This window comes from Reyranella sp. (assembly GCF_050185545.1).
GTDB lineage: Bacteria > Pseudomonadota > Alphaproteobacteria > Reyranellales > Reyranellaceae > Reyranella.
Map to the genome: position 1 here is coordinate 1 of NZ_JBFWZI010000153.1, position 17,998 is coordinate 17,998.

General features: G+C 66.4%; 14 protein-coding genes. 7 read left to right on the plus strand and 7 right to left on the minus strand.

Translation table 11 applies throughout. The features are described from left to right. Positions 1–278: 278 nt before the first annotated feature. Positions 279–1,169 carry a polysaccharide deacetylase family protein gene (locus tag AB7O82_RS28875; RefSeq protein WP_428620805.1) on the minus strand — a complete coding sequence of 297 codons (891 nt, stop codon included), beginning with the start codon at positions 1,167–1,169 and terminating at the stop codon, positions 279–281. A gap of 97 nt (positions 1,170–1,266) precedes the next feature. On the opposite strand from AB7O82_RS28875, the gene AB7O82_RS28880 reads away from it, so the two are divergent. The 5 genes from AB7O82_RS28880 to AB7O82_RS28900 all read left to right on the plus strand — a co-directional run bounded on the left by AB7O82_RS28880 (position 1,267) and on the right by AB7O82_RS28900 (position 7,339). After that, a complete protein-coding gene (locus AB7O82_RS28880; RefSeq protein WP_428553389.1) occupies positions 1,267–2,553 on the plus strand; it encodes a hypothetical protein in 1,287 nt (428 codons plus the stop codon). A 109-nt stretch (positions 2,554–2,662) separates the two neighbouring features. After that, entirely contained in the window at positions 2,663–4,420 is a 1,758-nt protein-coding gene (locus AB7O82_RS28885) for an ABC transporter permease (protein ID WP_428553386.1), read from the plus strand. A 29-nt stretch (positions 4,421–4,449) separates the two neighbouring features. After that, entirely contained in the window at positions 4,450–5,487 is a 1,038-nt protein-coding gene (locus AB7O82_RS28890) for an extracellular solute-binding protein (RefSeq protein WP_428620806.1), read from the plus strand. Then, positions 5,484–6,587, plus strand: coding sequence for an ABC transporter ATP-binding protein (locus tag AB7O82_RS28895; protein ID WP_428553381.1), 1,104 nt, complete (start codon positions 5,484–5,486; stop codon positions 6,585–6,587). Before AB7O82_RS28890 ends, AB7O82_RS28895 begins: the two co-directional genes overlap by 4 nt. A gap of 302 nt (positions 6,588–6,889) precedes the next feature. Further along, on the plus strand, positions 6,890–7,339 hold the full coding sequence (locus tag AB7O82_RS28900; protein ID WP_428553379.1) for an ester cyclase: 450 nt from the start codon (positions 6,890–6,892) through the stop codon (positions 7,337–7,339). 3 nt (positions 7,340–7,342) lie between these two features. On the opposite strand, the gene AB7O82_RS28905 is transcribed toward AB7O82_RS28900, so the two are convergent. The 6 genes from AB7O82_RS28905 to AB7O82_RS28930 all read right to left on the minus strand — a co-directional run bounded on the left by AB7O82_RS28905 (position 7,343) and on the right by AB7O82_RS28930 (position 14,110). Further along, positions 7,343–8,518, minus strand: coding sequence for an aminotransferase class V-fold PLP-dependent enzyme (locus AB7O82_RS28905; RefSeq protein WP_428620808.1), 1,176 nt, complete (start codon positions 8,516–8,518; stop codon positions 7,343–7,345). A 245-nt stretch (positions 8,519–8,763) separates the two neighbouring features. Beyond that, a complete protein-coding gene (locus AB7O82_RS28910; RefSeq protein WP_428620809.1) occupies positions 8,764–9,846 on the minus strand; it encodes a ring-opening amidohydrolase in 1,083 nt (360 codons plus the stop codon). Positions 9,847–9,851: 5 nt separating this feature from the next. Beyond that, a complete protein-coding gene (locus AB7O82_RS28915; protein WP_428553774.1) occupies positions 9,852–10,691 on the minus strand; it encodes an ABC transporter permease in 840 nt (279 codons plus the stop codon). A gap of 1 nt (position 10,692) precedes the next feature. Then, positions 10,693–11,547: an ABC transporter permease gene (locus AB7O82_RS28920; protein WP_428553771.1), complete on the minus strand. Its 855-nt coding sequence runs from the start codon at positions 11,545–11,547 to the stop codon at positions 10,693–10,695. Between the two features lie 208 nt (positions 11,548–11,755). Continuing rightward, positions 11,756–13,048 carry an ABC transporter substrate-binding protein gene (locus tag AB7O82_RS28925; RefSeq protein ID WP_428553768.1) on the minus strand — a complete coding sequence of 431 codons (1,293 nt, stop codon included), beginning with the start codon at positions 13,046–13,048 and terminating at the stop codon, positions 11,756–11,758. Positions 13,049–13,093: 45 nt separating this feature from the next. After that, on the minus strand, positions 13,094–14,110 hold the full coding sequence (locus AB7O82_RS28930; RefSeq protein ID WP_428553780.1) for an ABC transporter ATP-binding protein: 1,017 nt from the start codon (positions 14,108–14,110) through the stop codon (positions 13,094–13,096). Positions 14,111–14,267: 157 nt separating this feature from the next. Here AB7O82_RS28930 and AB7O82_RS28935 point away from each other — a divergent pair, with 157 nt between their 5' ends. Both AB7O82_RS28935 and AB7O82_RS28940 read left to right on the plus strand, forming a co-directional pair. Beyond that, positions 14,268–16,346: a hydantoinase/oxoprolinase family protein gene (locus tag AB7O82_RS28935; protein WP_428553765.1), complete on the plus strand. Its 2,079-nt coding sequence runs from the start codon at positions 14,268–14,270 to the stop codon at positions 16,344–16,346. Positions 16,347–16,565: 219 nt separating this feature from the next. Next, a partial coding sequence (locus AB7O82_RS28940; RefSeq protein WP_428620811.1) for a hydantoinase B/oxoprolinase family protein occupies positions 16,566–17,998 on the plus strand: 1,433 nt, incomplete at its 3' end.

Below are 17,998 nucleotides of genomic sequence, written 5' to 3' on the forward strand. Positions count from 1 at the left end.
CGATAGTTCTCGATGCTGGTCGGCAACGGCGAGAAGGTGTTGGTCTCGGTGGCGAGCGTGGCAGTGAACAGGCGCATGAGGTCTCCCTCCTCCCCAAGTTGTGCTTGGGGTGGTGTCGGCGTCTTGCGCCGACGGAGGGGTCACGGTCTTCGGGACCGCGAGCGTCCCGCTCGCTCATATCGCCATGAGCGAGCGGGACGCTCGCGGTCCGGAAGAGCATGATTTCCGCCCCCTCCGTCGGCGCAAGACGCCGACACCTCCCCAGGAGAGGCTTTTTCCTACGGAACGATCCCCAGGGGAAGCGTCATGCAATGCCGCGTGATCGCGCCCGGCGTGGTGAGCCAGATGCGATCGCGGTGTTTGGCGATGTGACGCAACGCGCGCTTGAGATGGCGCAGGCGATGCGGCTGGCCCACCAGATAGGCGTGCAATGCCACGCCCATCACCAGCGGCCGCGTCTGCGACAACTCCAGCATCTCGTCGAACTGGTCGACGATGATGTCGGCGAACGCCTCACCGCCGACCTTGCGGCCGACGATCTGCGGAATGTCGTTCACCTCCTGCGGATAGGGCACGGCGAGGATGCGCCTGTCGTCGCGGCAGCTGAACCAGATCGGCTGGTCGTCCATGCACCAGTCCAGCAGGTAGCGATAGCCCGCTTCCGCCAGCAGGTCGGGCGTCACGTGGCTGTGCGAAATCCACGGGCCAAGCCAGCCTTCCGGTGGGCGGCCTTCGGCCTCAGTCAGGCGCGTGGTCGCCTCCGCGATCAGCACACGTTCGGCCGCCTCGTCGAGGTCGCCCTGGCGCTCGGCGTTGGTGCGGCCATGGCCCACGATCTCGTCGCCACGGGCACGGCAAGCCGCCACCACGGCCGGCGCATAGTCGTACATCGCGCTGTTGACCAGGGCGGCCAGCGGCAAGCCAAGCGCATCGAAGGCGTCGAGCATGTACCAGGCGCCGACGCGATTGCCATAATCACGCCACGCAAAGTTGAGAATGTCGGGCTGTGATCCACCCGGCGCCAGTTCCGCACCGAGCCCCTCGCCGTAGGAAAAATGCTCCAGATTGAGGGCGAAATAGACGGCGAGCCGTCGGCCGTTCGGCCAGGTGTAGTCGGCGCGGCCGCGCAGAGGCACGTAGCCGTAGCGGTTGTGTGTTCTCAGTCCCATCCCGGAAAATTAGCGTCGGAAATCGCGAAGAGCCACGGTCGTGGCTCCGATGAGGAGGCCGACGGCAGTTCCCACCAAGCGAAAGAAACCTCAGCCCATGCTCCATCGCCTGCTGTTCGCTCCCCTCACCGGTTGCCTCCTTCTCCTCACTGGCGCGCCCGCCTTCGCCTACTACTCGAAGGATTCGTACGAAAGCGAGGTCACCTTCACCAGCATGGTCGAGATCGCCGAGGATGCTCCCGACTTCCTTCTGCTGCCCTCCTACATCAACCGCCAGCTCCTGTATCTCGCCGGCCCTCTGCAGGCTGCCCCGAAGAAGGCTGCCGCCAAGAACGACGCGAAAGTCGACGTTCTCGGAAAGCATCGCGACAGCAGGACCGGAAAGCTTCACGTGCGCTACCGCTACACCGGCACGTTCGTTCTCGATAACGGTCTGCAGGAAGTCGTCAAGATCCGCCTGCCCCTCAACCTGGACGAAGTGTGGGAGCGCTCGAGCGACAGCTGCTTCAGCTGGGGCGACAAGTACCGCATGGCCTACTTCTGGGCTCCGCTGAACAAGGGCTGCCCGCTGGTCGATGGTGTCGACTATTTCACCGCAGACGGCGTGATCGTCGCAAAACGAGCCAACACTACTAATACCGCGCCCGCCTACGAGCGGCTGGCCAACGGCAACGGTGAAATCCGCATCGTGCTGACCTACGGAGCCGATGACGACAAGAACGGCAAATCCGCTCCCGAGAAGAACAGCGACTACAACGCCGCAAACTATCGGAGCGTCCGCAAGTTCCTGCTCGGTCAGGGCTTCTCGGTTCGCGCCATGCCCGTCGACGAGCGTGAGCGCGAATGCGGAAATGCCAAGCCTTTGGCCGCCTCGCCGGGCCACGTCGAGGAGTTCGCCCGGAAGGACGGCGGGCGCAGGATCATCGTCCGCCTGTTTTGGGGCGTCACCAACATCGGCGAGGACAGCGTCGCCTTCTTCTGCATGGTGAAGGAGGCCGCGGAGCGCGGTTCGGTGTTCCTGTACGCCGGACATTCCCGCGTCGGGCTGCTGGATCTCACCTACATGGGCGAGCAGATCGGCGCGCCCATCAGGCTGAACCACGACCAGTACCAGATCTATGGGTTCTTTGGCTGCTCGAGCTACAGCTACTACAATCTTTCCTATTTCGAAGCGAAGGCTTCGAAGGCCGACCCCGAGGGCACGAAGAACGCCGATATCATCACCAACGGCATTACCGGCTCGTTTGCGTCGATGGCCGATTTCAGCATCAAGACCCTGACCCCAATTCTGAATTGGTCTGCACGCGGCACCAGGGCGACCTGGCAGCAGGTCATGAATTCCTACTCGGAGAGATTTCTGACTGGGGTCAACGGCGACGAGTAGTCACGCTGCCCAAGCAAGACATAGCGCCCGCCATGCCGATGCGCTACGATTACAGAGGGAATGAAGAAGACGGCGGTGGGGCCGCGTTCATCTTGGAGGAAGCGTAGCGTTGACAGCAACGAGTGCTGGAGTCCTGCCGCAATCGGCTGAAGCGGCAACGCCGCGCCGGCTCGCCGCGCCGCTATGGGTCGGCGCCCTGCTGATCCTGCTGGCATTCCTGGTGATCTATCCGCTGCTGATGCTGGTGTTCGGGGCGCTGAGCGACTCCAACCCCGTCGTCGACGGGTTCGGCGCCTTTCGCCCCTCGGCAAAGCATTTCATCGACGTCCTCGCCAACGAGAACGTCCACCTCGCCTTCTTCAACGCCATCGTCGCCTGCGGCGGCGGGACGATCCTGGCGGTGATCATCGGCCTCGCCTTCTCGTGGATCGTGGTGCGCACCAACACGCCGTTCAAGGGCTTCATCGCCGGCGCCAGCATGATCCCGCTGTTCGTGCCGCCGCTGGTTGCCGGCGTCGCCTGGGGCATCCTGGGCTCGCCCAAGACCGGGCTGCTCAACACGGCGCTGAAGTGGATGGGCATCGACTTGCGCTTCGACTTCTACTCGATGTCGGGCCTGATCCTGGTGTTCGGCATCTACTACGCGCCCTACGTCTACATGTTCACGGCCTCGGCACTCAGGAACATGGACCCGAGCCTCGAGGAAGCCTCCGAGGTGTCGGGCGCCAGCGCCTTCACCACTCTGTTCACCGTCACCTTCCCGCTGATCGCGCCGGCCATCCTGGCCGGTTCCCTGCTCTCGTTCGTCGTCATGCTGGGCATTTACGGCGTACCGGCGGCGCTGGGCGCGCCGGCCAACATCAGCGTGCTCACGACCTACATCTTCCAGCTCACCGCCTGGAGCCCGCCGCTCTACAACACCGCCGCCGCGGTCGCGATCCTGCTGATGGTGGTCACCGCCATCCTGGTGTGGGCGCAGCAGCGCGTCCTGTCGGGCAAGAGCTTCGCCACCGTCGCCGGCAAGGCGTTCCGGCCGCGCGCCCTCAATCTCGGCCGCTGGCGCTGGTTCACCTTCGGGCTGGCGGTGATCTATCTTTTCGTCGTCGTCGTCCTGCCGACCCTGGCACTGGTCATCGCGGCGTTCCGCAAGTTCCTGTTCATCAAGGATTTCGACGCCCTTTTCGACATGCGCCAGTACAGCTGGACGCACTTCAACGCGGTGTTCGACAACCCGCTCACCATGCTGTCGATCTGGAACACCCTGAAGGTCGGCGTCATCACCGCCCTGGTAGGCGGCGCTCTCGCCTTCGCCATCGGTTACACGGTGAACCGGACCCAGGTGGCGGGCCGGCGCTGGATCGACCTGCTCGCGACCTTGCCGGTCGCCATTCCCGGGCTGGTCGTCGGCGTCGCCTACCTTTGGGCGTGGATCGGATTGCCTGGCGGGCTTTACGGCACCCTGTGGATCCTGGCGCTGGCCTTCGTCGCGCGCTTCATGCCCGACACGGTGAAGGCGCTGTCGACCTCGTTCCTGCAGATCCACAAGGAGCTCGAGGAGGCCGCCTGGATCTGCGGCCGCAGCCTGCTCGGCACCATCCGCACCGTGGTCCTGCCGCTCGCGCGGCCGGGCGTGGTGGCGTCGATGACGCTCCTCTTCGTGCTGGCGATCCGCGAGCTCGGCTCGTCGCTCTTTCTCTACACCAGCGACACCACGGTGATGGCGGTGCTGCTGCTCGACTACTACGAAGGCGGCAACACCGGAAAGACGGCCGCGTTCAGCCTGGTGCAAACGGCGATCCTTGCCGTTCTGCTCAGCCTGACGACCTGGCTTTCGCGCGAGACGACGCAGAACACCCGCTTCAACTGAATAGCGTAGGAGGAATACGACCGATGACAATGAGAAGACGTACGTTCACCACGGGCGCCGTGCTCGGAACCGCAGGCATCCTGACCGGCAGCTTCCCGGCGATGGCCCAGCAGGAGAAATTCGGTTCCAAGGAGCTGATCGCGGCAGCCGAGAAGGAAGGACAGCTGACCTACTACACGGCCAATTTCGCCGAAACCGAGCAGGAGGTCATCAAGGAGTTCAACAAGACCTTTCCGAAGGTCAAGGTGGCCATGGTGCGCGCGCCGGGCGGCCAGCTGATCACCCGCATCAAGACCGAGGCCGCCGCCGGCAAGCTCGGCGCCGACGTCGTCGATCACTCCGACCGCGGCCTGATGCTGGCGCTGGCCGACCTGTTCCAGGACTACGCGCCGCCCAATGCCGCCGACTACCGGCCCGAAGCGCTGGTGTCGCCGAAATTCTGGCCCGGCGTCACGCTCGGCTGGGCCATCGCCTACAACACCCAGCTGGTGAAGAACGCGCCGAAGACATGGATGGATCTCACCAAGCCCGAGTACAAGGGCAAGCAGATCGGCCAGGTCGTCGGCCCGTCGGGCGGCACGACCTGGACCCGTTCCATGTTCGAGCGTCAGGTGCTGGGCGAGGACTACTGGGCGAAGCAGGCCGCACTTGGCATTGCGCTCTATCCGTCGGGCGCGCCATTGTCCGACGCGCTGGTGCGCGGCGAGGTCTCGATCGCCCCCCTGCTCTACAACATCATCTACACGAAGATCGTCGAGGGCGCGCCGGCAGAAGCGATCTTCGCGCCGGAGGGCGTGCCGATCATCCCCTATGCTGACGGCATCACCAAGACCGCCAAGAGCCCGAATGCCGCGAAGCTGTTCATGAACTGGCGTCTGTCCAAGGAGGGCCAGGCCTTCCAGATCGCCAAGCTCGGCAACATCACGTCGCTCAAGGAGCCACCCTCCTTTCCCAAGGGCTGGGATCCCAAGGTCATCAAAGTCTGGGTGCCGGAGTTCAAGCAGTTCGAATCGCTGCGCGTGTCCTGGCTCGAACAGTGGAACAAGACCTACGGCTACCGCCAGTGAGTGCCGCGCTCCTCGTCCAGGACCTCGTGAAGCGCTTCGCGACGGGCAAGCCTGCCGTCGACGGCGTGAGCTTCGAGGTGCCGGCGGGCGAGATCGTGGTCCTGCTCGGTCCCTCGGGCTGCGGCAAGACCACGACGCTGCGCTGCGTGGCCGGGCTCGAGCATCCGACGGGCGGACGCATCTCGATCGGCGAGCGCGTCGTGTCGGAGCCCGAGCGCGGCCTGCTGGTGAGCCCGCGCGAGCGCGACATCGGCATGGTGTTCCAGTCCTACGCCGTGTGGCCGCACATGACGGTGCGCCAGAACGTGGCCTATCCGCTGAAGCACCGGCGCAGCGGCGGCGGCGACATCAACACCAAGGTGAACGAGACCCTGGACCTGGTCGGCCTGCGCGACTACGCCGAACGGCCCGTGACTTCCCTGTCGGGCGGCCAGATGCAGCGCGTGGCGCTGGCCCGCAGCCTGGTCTACCGCCCGCAGCTCCTGCTGCTCGACGAGCCGCTCAGCAACCTCGACGCCAAGCTGCGGCTGCGCCTGCGCGACGAGCTGCGTCGCATCCTGAAACAGACCGGCATGACCGGCCTCTACGTCACCCACGACCAAGCCGAGGCCGTCGTACTAGGCGACCGCATCGGCGTGATGCGCGAGGGCAAACTCCTGCAGATGGCGCCGCCGGACGAGATCTACAATCGGCCGGCCGATCCCTTCGTCGCCAACTTCACCGGCGCCGCCAACGTGCTGCTGGGCAAGGTGCTGGCGCGCAGCGGCGAACGGGCCACCATCGACCTCGGCTCGGCCGGGCGCATCGAGGCGTGGACGCCGCAGGCGCTGAACCCCGGCGACAAGGCGCGCGTGGCGCTGCGCGCCGAGAACGTTCGGCTGGGCGAGCGCGGCCCGGCCAACGTCTTCGCCGGCCGCGTGCTCGAGCGCCGCTACCAGGGAATGCAGACGGTCTACGACGTCGAGATGGGCGGCCAGAGGCTCGAGGCGCTCGAGCTCGGCACGGCGGCCCGACACGGCGCTGACAGCGAGATCGCCATCACCCTGCCGCCCGACACGTGCTGGGCCTATCGCGACGAGGGTGCGGCTTCGATTGAGTGATGCTCGAACTCTCCTCCCCAGCTCCGCTACAGCTCCGCTGGGGAGTATCGCCGTCCTGCGGCGGCTAAGAGGTCATTGCCTTCCGGACCGCGGGCGTCTCGCCCGCTCATGATCATGAGCGTGAGCGGGCGAGACACCCGCGGTATCCGCATGATTCATGCCTCCCTCCGCCGCGCATGACGGGGCACCTCCCCTCCGGAGCTGGGAGGAGAACTTGAATTCACCTCAGCCCGCGGATAACGGCGCCGCCAGCCGAGCTCTAGGTTGATGTCGTCGCTGACACCAACCCATAGGATCCCATCATGTCCAAGGAACAGGAAAACAAGGCCATCGTCGGACGCTGGTTCACCGCGTTCTGGGGCAAGGACTGCAACCTCGCCATCGTCGACGAGCTCGCGCATCGTGACATGCTCCTGCAATACTCGCTGCACGCGCCCCGTCGCGGGCACGACGACATCAAGCGATTCATGACCGATTTCCGTGCAGCCTTCCCCGACCTCGCGTTCGGCGGCACGGCCGATCTCATCGCCGAGGGCGACTACGTGGTCGGTCGCTGGGAGGGCGGCGGTACGCACACCGGGCCGGCGTTCGACGACTTCCTGGTCGGCGGTCTGCCTGCCCGTTCGGGTCGCAAGATGCGGTTCTCGGGCATCACGGTCCTGCGCGTGGAGGACGGCAAGGTCGCCGAGGAGATCGGGCTCGACGACGGCGTGACGGCCTTGCAGCAGCTCGGCCTTTTGCGGGCGGCCTGATCGTCAAAGCACGGCACGAAGCGCCGCCGCAAGCGGCGCATCGTGCTCGGGCAGCAGGACCTGTGGATCGAGCGTGAGCACACTGCGCGCGGCGTGCCGTTCCGACAAATGAACCGGAGGATCGCCGCGCTGCAGGCGCGCGCTCACGACGAGCGCATCCGCCACGGCGATCTCGAGGACCGGGGCCCGCCCCGTCTCGCTGGCCGGCACCAGCCTTAGCTTGGCGCCGTCGAGCTGGCCGGCGATGTCCCGCAGCCGCACCTCGAGCGCGGCATTGGCGGCGGCATCGTCGGCCTTCACGAATCGATCGAGAGCGGTCAGGAGCCCGACGATCTCCTCCTTGCCCGCCTTGAAGCCGCGGCCGATGCCGTGATGCGGCACCCCGCGCAGATTGGTCCGTTCGACCAGGCCGGGCGGCCGCCAGGTCTCGGGCGACACGTCCATGTCGAGCTGCTGCAGCAACGCCGAGGCCACAAGGTCGCGGCGGCCGGCCAGGATGCCCGACGCCTGCGGTCCACCCAGCGCCTTGCCGCCGGAGAAGGCGACGAGATCGGCGCCCAGCGTCGTGAACCGCCGCAGGTTTTCCTTGGGCGGCAGCTGCGCCGCGGCATCGACGATCAGCGGAATGCGGTTCGCCTTGCACACTGCCGCCATAACGGGGAGATCGGCCATGGTGGCCACGTTGGCCGCGGCCGCCACCGCCACGACCGACGAGGTGAGCGCCGTCTCGATCTCCCAGGCCTCGAGGCCGCGCACGCCTGCCCCGGCGCCACGATCGTTGTGACCGATGTCGATCAGGCGCGCGCCGGCCGCTGCCAGCGCGTGGGCGTAGCCGGTGCGATGTGTGCGCGGGATCAGGATGTCACGCGGAAAGCTCTCCGCATGCGGCAGTGCCGCCATTTTCGCGACGTCCCAACCGGCGATCGCGGCAGCAGCCGCCAGGGTCAGGGCCGCAGCAGCGCCGGTCGTCACAATGCCTGCTTCCGCCCCGGTCACCTCGGCGATGCGCTTGCTGGCGGCGTCCTGCAATTCACCCATATCGACCGATGCACGCGATGCCGCCGCCATCGCCAGAACCACCTCCGGCGCCATGATGGCTCCGCCCAGCCGTGTCAGCGCCCCGGCCGCGTTGATGCGACGCCGGACCCCAAGATCCCGATAAGGATCAGCCAGTGCCATGATGGCCGCTCCTTCTGCCCCCTCTCTCGTCTCCGTCATCCCAAGCGGAGCTGCCCGATTAGGCGCTGTTTACAGCGCCATTGGCGGCGCAGTCGAGGGACCTTTCTTTGCCGACGCCGCAGCAAGGAAGGTCCCTCCACTGCGCGCCGCTACGCTGCGCTCCGGTCGGGATGACGGCCTTTTTGTCATAGGCGAATGCCTTGAGCCTCCTCCGGAGCCTGCACCGTGCAACAGAAACCTCGCCTTCACAATCGATCGGCCTGGACCTTGCCAATGATTGCGATCGGACCACCGCCGGCCGGTCCCTGGTGCTCGGCGCCGCCCGAGACATAGAGCATGGTGTCGCCGATCACGCCGGCCAGGACGCCGCCGACCAGAGCTCGGGCATGTCGGGTCGAATGAATGTCGCTGTCGTCCAGCATGGTGTGGCGGCGACCGCGGATCTCGCCCGACGGCGCGGCCTCCGCCTTGGCCAGCACGGCAACGGTCTGGCCGCCGATCCGGCCGAGGATGCGGCGCGCCGCCTCGGCGTCGATGGCGTCCTGCATGACATCGTGGTCGATCACCAGGTCGCCAGCCCAACCGGGCGCGTTGCCGAGCACAACGATCTCGTTGCGCAGCAGCTCGACTCCGGCCGAGGTGCTGGCGACGCTCGAGTAGAGCGACCAGTCGTGGCAGACCGCTGCGTCGCCCGCGGCCGATGACGCGACCTCGCCCAGGGCCACGGCGACGCCCAGTGCCGATGCGCCGCGCGACAGGGCCATCGAGTGATAGGTGTCGTCGGTGGCCACCGACTTGCCACGTCGAGCCGCCGCCTCGATGCGCTCCTTGGTCAGCAGCGGGCACTTGATCTGGACGAAATGCACGTCGGCAGATGTCGCAATGCCGGCGTCCGCCATGGCCTGGGTGACCGCCTCTGCCGTCGCGGCAATCTGCGGAGTGCAGCCGAGCTCTTCCGGCGCGAAGGCCCGCGTCATGCCGACGCCAATCGCCAGTCGTGGCGTCGTGGCGGCCGACGCAGCGATCGTCTCGCGGCAGAACACCAGCAAATGCGGCGACAACCCGCCCTCCGTCCCGCCGGACATGACGATCGCCACGCGCTCGTCGATCTCCCCGGGATCGCAGCCGAGCCTGGCGGCGAGCAGCAGCTTCAGGGCGAGCGTGGCATAGCCGCGGGTGAAATCGTTGACGCAGCCATTGCCCTCGGTCTTGCCGATGATGGCGACGATGGTGGCGGGATCGATCTCGCCCGCCTCGATCGCCGCGGCGAGCGGCGCGGTGTCCTGCGGGCCGGCCGTCGCCAGGCGCAACACGAGGGTTCGCCGCATACCGGTCATGCCGCCTTGCCGGCGTCGCTGCCGTGGCGCTCGCGACGGCGGCGCAGGATGATCACGGAGACGAGCGCAATTCCGATCACCAGGAACGATACGCCGGTGGTGACCGTGCCCAGGGCATAGAGCACGGGTGTCGTGACGTTGGTGGTCATGCCGTAGATCTCGAGCGGCAGGGTGTTGAAGGTGCCCGACGTGTAGAGACTGCGCGAGAACTCGTCGTAGCTCAGGGTGAAGCCGAACAGGCCGACGCCGATCAGGCTGGGCAGCAGGATCGGGATGACGACATGGCGAATCGTCTGCCAGGAGGTGGCGCCAAGGTCGCGCGCCGCCTCCTCGTAGCGCCGGTCGAAGCGGTTGAACACGGCGAACATGATCAGCAGCCCGAACGGCAAGGTCCAGGTGAGGTGCGCGCCGAACGCGGAGCTGTACCAGGCGGCTTCCCAGCCGAGCACGCGGAACAGCAGGCCGATGCCGAGGCTGATCAGGATCGACGGCACAATCAGGCTGGCGATCGCGAGATAGAACACGATCGCCGAGCCGCGGAAGCGAGTGCGGAAGGCGAGGCCGGCCATGAACGAGGCGACGACCGTCACCAGCATGGCCGCGATGCCGAGGATCATGGAACGCTGGAAGGATCCGGCGAAGTCGCCGACCATCTGCTTCTCGAACAGGTTCTTGAACCAGTGCAGCGACACGCCGTTCATCGGGAAGGTAAGCCCACCGGACGGCCCCTGGAACGACAGCACCAGGATGGTGAGCGTGGGCCCGTAGAGGAACAGCACGAACAGGGCGAAGAAGGCGGCGAGGCACCAGAAGGCGGGTCCGCGGCGGCGGTTCACCTCACAGCTCCTTGCGGATGTCGACCAGCCGCATCATGGCGGCGACCGTGAACAGGACCAGCAGCAGCAGCACCACGGCGTTGGCCGCCGCGGCCGGGTACTGCAGGAGCGACATGGCATTCATCATCATCAGGCCGACCGAGGCGCTCTGGCCGCCGCTCATCAGCCGCACGGTGACGAAATCGCCCATGACGATGGTGACAACGAAGATCGAGCCGATGGCGATGCCGGGCTTGCACAGGGGCACGACGACGTTCCACAGCGTCTGCCAGCCATTGGCGCCGGCGTCGCGCGCCGCCTCGAGCAGGCTCCTGTCGATGCGCATCATCGAGTTGAAGATCGGCACAACCATGAACAGCGTGTACAGGTGCACATAGGCCAGCACGACCGAGAAGTTGGAGAACAGCAGGAACTCGAGCGGCTGCTCGATCACGCCGAGCTGCATCAGGGTCATGTTGGCGAGCCCGTTGCGGCCGAGAAAGGGGATCCACGAGATCATGCGGATGACGTTCGAGGTCCAGAACGGGATAGTGCAGACCAGGAACAGCACCGTCTGCCAGGTCGCCGAGCGGACATGGAATGCGAGGAAGTAGGCCACCGCGAAGCCGATCACCAGGGTGAGCGCCCAGGTGATGGCGGCGAATTCGACGGTCTGCAGATAGGTCCGCCAGGTGACCGGCGAGGTCAGCAGCTCGTCGTAGTTCTGCAACAGGAACGCCGGGATGATCTGCGTCGTGTTGTAGTCGAAGAAGCTCACCACGACGATGGTGGCGATCGGCACGACCAGGAACAGCAGGAACACAAGCGTGAGCGGTGCAACCTGCAGGTAAGTGACCCAGGCGGAAGCGCGTGTCATTTGGATCGGCTTTCCCACTCCCGGGCGGACGTCGCGCTGGCGTGGCGCCCCGTAATCCGGGGCGGCGGGTTCATGTTATTTTTGGCCCGGGGGCGTCTCGCCCGCACAGATTCATGAGCGGGCGAGACGCCCGCGGTCCGGAAGATCATGACCCCTCCGTCGCCGTATGACGGCGACACCTCCCCAGCCAAGCTGGGGAGGAGAAAAATCAAGCCGCGATGAACTGGTTCCACTTCTGGACCATGTAGCGGTCCTCGTCCATCACCGCGTTCCAGCACGACACCGCGCCCATGCGATCGTAAAACGAGCCGCCGTCGCGCACGGCGCCCTTCTTCTCCACCACCTGGCCCTGAGGGTTCTTGATGTCGCCCTGGGCGGGCTTGCCTTCCATCCAGAAGCCCCATTCGTCGGGCGTCATGTTGGCCTTGGCCGTGTCCAGCACCGCCGAGTAGTAGCCTTGGCGGTTGAGGAAGGCGCCGACCCAGCCCGACATGTACCAGTTGATGTAGTCGTAGGCGGCGTCGAGCTGCGCGCCCTGCAGGTGCCTGGCGAGCGACAACCCGCCGCCCCAGGCGCGATAGCCTTCCTTGAGCGGCTGATAGACGCAGGGAATGCCCTTGCCGCGCACTGCCGACACCGCCGGCGACCACATCGATTGGATCACCACCTCGCCCGAGGCCATCAGGTTCACCGATTCGTCGAAGGTTTTCCAGAAGGCGCGGAACTGGCCGTCCTTCTTGGTCTTGATCAGGAAATCGATGGTCTTGTCGATCTCCGCCCGGGTCATGTTGCCCTTGTCGCCGTACTTCGCGACGCCGGCCGATTCGCAGATCATCGCCGCGTCCATGATGCCGATGGACGGGATGTTGAGAATCGACGTCTTGCCCTTGAACTTCGGATCCAGGATGTCCTTCCAGTTCTCGATCTTGCGGCCGACCAGGTCGGGCCGGATGCCGAGGGTGTCGGCATTGTAGATCGTGGGAATCATGGTGAACCACTCGGTCTGGCCCTTGGCGAACTTGGTCGATCCGGCGCCTTCGACGAAGCTCACGGTGTTGGGCGCCGTGCCCTGGGCGATGACGCTGTCGGGCTTCAGCTTGCCGCTGGTGAAGATCGGGACGATCTTGTCGTAGTACTTGATCTTCTTGACGTTCATCGCCTGCAGCGTGTTCGCCGGGAAGACCTTCTTGCACATCCAGTACTCGATATCGCCGATGTCGAAGGAGTTGGGCTGGGTGACCACGCGCTGCACCACGGCATCCGAATCGAGCGCGGTCATCTGCAGGGTGATGCCGAGATCGGCCTTGCACTTCTCGGCGATCTCGTTGATCGCCGACACCCCGGTGCCGCACTGGCGCAGCACGATGTTCTTGTTGTTCTGCGCCCAGATCGTCGGGAACCCACCGACCGCGCCGCTGCCGAGAAGCGCGCCCGCCGCGCCGGCCGCACCCTTGAGAACCTTGCGGCGTCCGACGCCGCGCCCGTTGAGCTTCCGAATCATCTCCAGTTCCTCCTTCACCTTTCCGGCGGCGACGTGCCGCCTCCCCTATCGCCCCAGGACGTGAACGTCCTTCGGAGCCCATGACAAAACGACCGGCTCGCCGGGCGCCACCGGATTGGCGTCGAAACGAGCCTCCGGCACCACGGCCGACAGCGTGTCGAGACCGTTCACGTCGACACCGACCTGGACGGTCGATCCGAGATACTCGACCGACCGCGTGATGCCGCTCAGCGAGGTCGCGTCGACCGGCGCGATGCCGGGCTGCACGACAATGCGGTCGGCCCGGATGGCGACAAATTCTGCCGCACCCTTGGCCCGCGCCACCGCCGCCGGCAGGACGTTGTGGCCGCCGATGAAGCGGGCGACGAAGGCCGATTCCGGCCGATTGAAGACGTCGCGGGCGCTGGCCGCCTGCTCGATCTTCCCGTGATTCATCACCACCACCAGGTCGGCCAGCGCCATCGCCTCGTCCTGGCTGTGGGTGACGTGGATGAAGCTGATGCCGAGCCTGGTCTGCAGGCTCTTCAGCTCCTCGCGCATGCGGACGCGCAGGAAGGGGTCGAGCGCCGACAAGGGCTCGTCGAGCAGCAACACCTGCGGGTCGGTGATCAGGGCGCGCGCCAGCGCCACGCGCTGCTGCTGACCGCCCGACAACTGGGCGGGCAGGCGGGCGGCGAACGGCTCCATCTGGACGCGCTTCAACATCTCGAGCGCCCGCGCACGGCGCGCGTCCTTGGCAACGCCGCGCATCTTCAGGCTGAAGGCCACGTTATCGATGCAATCGAGATGCGGAAACAGAGCGTAGCTCTGGAACATCATCGCCGTGCCGCGCGCCGCCGGCGGCAAATGGGTGATGTTTTCCGACCCCAGGATGATGTCGCCCTCGCTCGCCTCCTCGTGGCCGGCGATCATGCGGAGCGTCGTCGTCTTGCCGCAGCCGCTGGGGCCGAGCAGGCAGCAGTACGAGCCCGCGGGAATGCGCAGGCTGATCGAATCGACCGCCACGGTCTCGCCGAAGCGCTTGCCGAGGGCGACCAGCTCTATGTCGGGTTTTCGCGCCATCGGCGCCTGGGAAGCAAGGCTCATGCCATCATTCTAGGCTATCCTTGATGCGACGAGGATAGACATCGGGCCTTGGCCTGTGTCTTGCTGTTCGAGTCTTCTCCTCGCCAGCGGAGCTGGGGAGGAGGCTTGAGTTGAAGTGTCTCGGGGAAGCATCATGCGTTTGATCGGAGTCGATGTCGGCGGCACCTTTACGGACCTGGTCTTCGCCGACACGGACGCCGGCCGGACCGCCGTCCACAAGGTCTCGACCACGCCCGACGACCCGTCGCGCGGGGTCGTCGAGGGCCTGATGGCGCTCTGCGACAAGTACGGCATTCCGCGCGAGACCATCGACGTGGTGTTCCACGGCACCACCATCGCCACCAATTCCATCCTCGAGCACGATGGCGCGGTCACCGGCATGATCACGACGGGAGGCTATCGCGACATCCTGCATATCGGCCGCCACCAGCGGCCGCAGCACTACTCGATCATGCAGGACATCCCGTGGCAGGATCGGCCTCTGGTCAAGCGCCGGCATCGCAAGACCGTCAAGGAGCGACTGGTGCCGCCCAAGGGCGAGGTGCTGGAGCCGCTCGACGAGGCCGGTGTCCGCCAGGCCGTGCGCGAGCTCAAGGAAGCTGGCGTGCAGGCGATCGCCATCTGCTTCCTGTTCTCCTATCTCGACCCCTCGCACGAGGCGCGGGCGCGCGAGATCGTGCGCGAGGAGTACCCCGAGTGCTTCGCCACGACCTCGTCGTCGGTGTCGCCGCAATTCCGCGAGTTCGAGCGCTTCACCACGACGGCCATGAACGCTTTCGTCGGGCCCAAGGTGCGCAATTACGTCACTCGGCTGGAGTCCGAGATCGAGGCCTCGGGCTTCAAGGCCGATCTGCGCATCATGGCCTCGAACGGCGGCGTGGCGACGCCGGCCATGGTGTCGGAACGGCCCGTGCTCACGCTGCTGTCGGGCCCGGCCGCCGGCGTGATCGGTGGCGACTGGGCGGGCGGCCTGTCGGGACGGCGCAACCTCATCACCTTCGACGTCGGCGGCACATCGGCCGACATCGGCATCGTGACCGGGGGCGGCTTCGGCGAGGCGACGGCGCGCGACACCTGGATCGCGGGCTTCCCGGTGCTGGTGCCGATGATCGACGTCCATACGATCGGCGCCGGCGGTGGCTCGATCGCCTTCGTAGACCAGGCCGGGGCCTTCAAGGTCGGGCCGCGCTCGGCCGGCGCGATGCCCGGGCCGGCCGCTTACGGCCGCGGCGGGACGCGCGCCACGGTGACCGACGCCAACGTCGTGCTGGGCCGGCTCGACGGCGGCAATTTCCTGGGTGGCGGCATGTCGCTCGACGAGGTGGCGGCCCGCCGCGTCGTTGGCGAGCTGGCACGCGAGCTCGGCATGAGTGATCGCGAGGCGGCCGAAGGCGTGATCACCGTGATCAACGCAAACATGGCCAACGCCATACGTTCGCGCACCGTCCAGAAGGGCATCGACCCACGCAACTATGCTCTGGTGGCGTTCGGCGGAGCGGGCCCGCTGCATGGTGCCGAGGTGGCCGACATGCTGGGCGTGCCGGAGGTGATCGTGCCGCCGCATCCCGGCATAACCTCGGCGGTCGGCCTGCTGATCAGCGACCTGCGCTACGACGCCATCCGCACCTCGTTCCAGGTCTCGGGCGCGGCCGATCTCGCGCGCATCAATGCCGATTTCGCGGCGATGGCCCGGGAGCTGGCGGAGCGCTTCACCAGCGACGGCATCGATCTCGGCCGCGTCAGCTTCGAGCGCCGCGGCGACCTCCGCTATGTCGGCCAGGGCTACGAGCTTCGGGTTCCCTTTCCCGACAGCACGATCGACGAGGCGGCGTTGGCCATGGTTTTCGAGGCCTTCCACGATATCCATCGCCGCGAGTACGGCCATCACTTCGCCGACTCCGCGATAGAGATCGTCAACCTGCGCCTGGTCGGCGCCGCCAGCGCCGCGACCATCGCCAAGCCCGCTGCCGGCACCGCGACATCGCTGCTCGACGCGGCGCGCGTGCGCAGCGGCGTTTGCACCTTCCGGGTCGCCGGCAAGCTTGCCGACCATCCCACTACCTTCTATCGCCGCGACCTGCTGCCGGTCGGCGAGCGCATCGCCGGCCCGGTGATCGTGCTGCAGATGGATTCGACGACCGTGGTGCCGCCGCAGCACACCTTGGAAGCCGACGCCGCCGGCAACCTGATCATCCGGCGCGTCGATGCGTAAGTTTCATTCTCCTTCCCAGCTTCGCTGGGGAGGTGTCCGCGTAATCGCGGACGGAGGGGTCATGACTCTCGGACCGCGGGCGTCCCGCCCGCTCATGATCAAGTTAGTGAGCGGGCGGGACGCCCGCGGTCCCGAAGACCATGCCCCCTCCGTCGCCGAAGACGGCGACACCTCCCCAGCAAAGCTGGCGAGGAATGCCGAATTCGAGGAGCCCAACCCATGACCACGTCCGCCCTCCGCCAGCCCGTGCCAAAGCCCGATCGCATCGATCCGATCACCACCAGCGTGATCCAGGGCGCGCTCGAGAACATCGCCATCGAGATGGGCTACAAGCTGATGCGCATGAGCTACTCCTCGATCATCCGCGAATCGGAGGATTTCGGGGCGGCTCTGGTCGACGCCGAGGGCCGTGGCCTCGCCGAATCGGCCCAGTCGACGCCGCTGCAGTCGGGTCCCATTCCAGGCTACGTGCGCGGCGTGCTGAAGATCCTGGCCGAGCGCGGCGACGTCTTCCGGCCGGGCGACGTGGTGATGCACAACGACGCCTACTCGGGCGCCAGCCACGGCCCGGACGTGGCCTTCATCGTGCCGGTTTTCGTGCAAGGCCGCCTGATCGCCTTCGCCGCCACGACGGCGCATCATCTCGATATCGGTGCGCTGTCGCCGGGCTCGTGCGGCATCGTCGAGGCAATCGACGCCTATGCCGAGGGCCTGCAGTTCAAGGCTATCAAGGTCTACGACCGCGGCGTCCGGAACGACATGGTGTGGCAGATCGTGCGCGACAACATCCGCGCCTCCGACCTCGTGGTCGGCGACATGGACGCCCAGGTCGCCGCGGCGCGCATCGGCGCCGAGCGCATGGCCGAGTTGGTCGAGCGCTACGGGCTCGACACGTTCGACCTGGCCTGCACCGCGCTGATGGATCACGCCGAGCGGCTGATGCGGCAGGCAATCGCCAGGCTGCCCGACGGCGTCTATCGCGCCGAGACTGCGATCGACGGCTACCTCGACAGCGACGATCCCTCGAAGAAGGAACTGCCGATCGTCGTCACCATCACCAAGAAGGACGACAACCTTACCGTCGATCTCACCGGAACGGCACCGCAGGTGCCCGACCGGCCGATCAACATGCCGCTCGAAGGCACCGCCGACATCGCCATCTGGCTCACCATCCGGTCGATCCTGCTCGACACCGCGGTGCACGGACATATCCCGGTCAATGCCGGCCTGATCCGGCCGATCACCATCGTGGCGCCCAAGGGCTGCCTCGCCAACCCGACCTTCCCGGCGCCGACCATCGCCCGGTTCTGCCCGGGCAACCAGCTCGCCGACACGGTGATGAAGGCGCTGGCCCAGGCGATGCCCGGCAATGTCTCGGCCGGCATAGGCAACCTCAAGGTCATCGCCTTCTCCGGCCTCGAGAACGAGACCCACTGGGTGCACATGGAGATCTTCGAAGGCTCCTACGGCGGCCGTCTGAGCAAGGACGGCATGGACGCCGTCGACACGCTCTACGCCAACACGCGCAACAACCCGATCGAGGACATCGAGACCCACCTGCCGCTGCGCGTCCTGCGCTACGAGCTGCGCGAGGACGTGGCCGGCGCCGGCAAATGGCGCGGCGGTCTGGGCTCGGTGCGCGAGTTCGCCTT

Coding starts and splice junctions, on each gene's coding strand:
- AB7O82_RS28875 (WP_428620805.1), bottom strand. CDS start 1,169: ATGGGACTGAGAACACACAACCGCTACGGCTACGTGCCTCTGCGCGGC.
- AB7O82_RS28880 (WP_428553389.1), top strand. CDS start 1,267: ATGCTCCATCGCCTGCTGTTCGCTCCCCTCACCGGTTGCCTCCTTCTC.
- AB7O82_RS28890 (WP_428620806.1), top strand. CDS start 4,450: ATGAGAAGACGTACGTTCACCACGGGCGCCGTGCTCGGAACCGCAGGC.
- AB7O82_RS28900 (WP_428553379.1), top strand. CDS start 6,890: ATGTCCAAGGAACAGGAAAACAAGGCCATCGTCGGACGCTGGTTCACC.
- AB7O82_RS28905 (WP_428620808.1), bottom strand. CDS start 8,518: ATGGCACTGGCTGATCCTTATCGGGATCTTGGGGTCCGGCGTCGCATC.
- AB7O82_RS28910 (WP_428620809.1), bottom strand. CDS start 9,846: ATGCGGCGAACCCTCGTGTTGCGCCTGGCGACGGCCGGCCCGCAGGAC.
- AB7O82_RS28920 (WP_428553771.1), bottom strand. CDS start 11,547: ATGACACGCGCTTCCGCCTGGGTCACTTACCTGCAGGTTGCACCGCTC.
- AB7O82_RS28925 (WP_428553768.1), bottom strand. CDS start 13,048: ATGATTCGGAAGCTCAACGGGCGCGGCGTCGGACGCCGCAAGGTTCTC.
- AB7O82_RS28930 (WP_428553780.1), bottom strand. CDS start 14,110: ATGGCGCGAAAACCCGACATAGAGCTGGTCGCCCTCGGCAAGCGCTTC.
- AB7O82_RS28935 (WP_428553765.1), top strand. CDS start 14,268: ATGCGTTTGATCGGAGTCGATGTCGGCGGCACCTTTACGGACCTGGTC.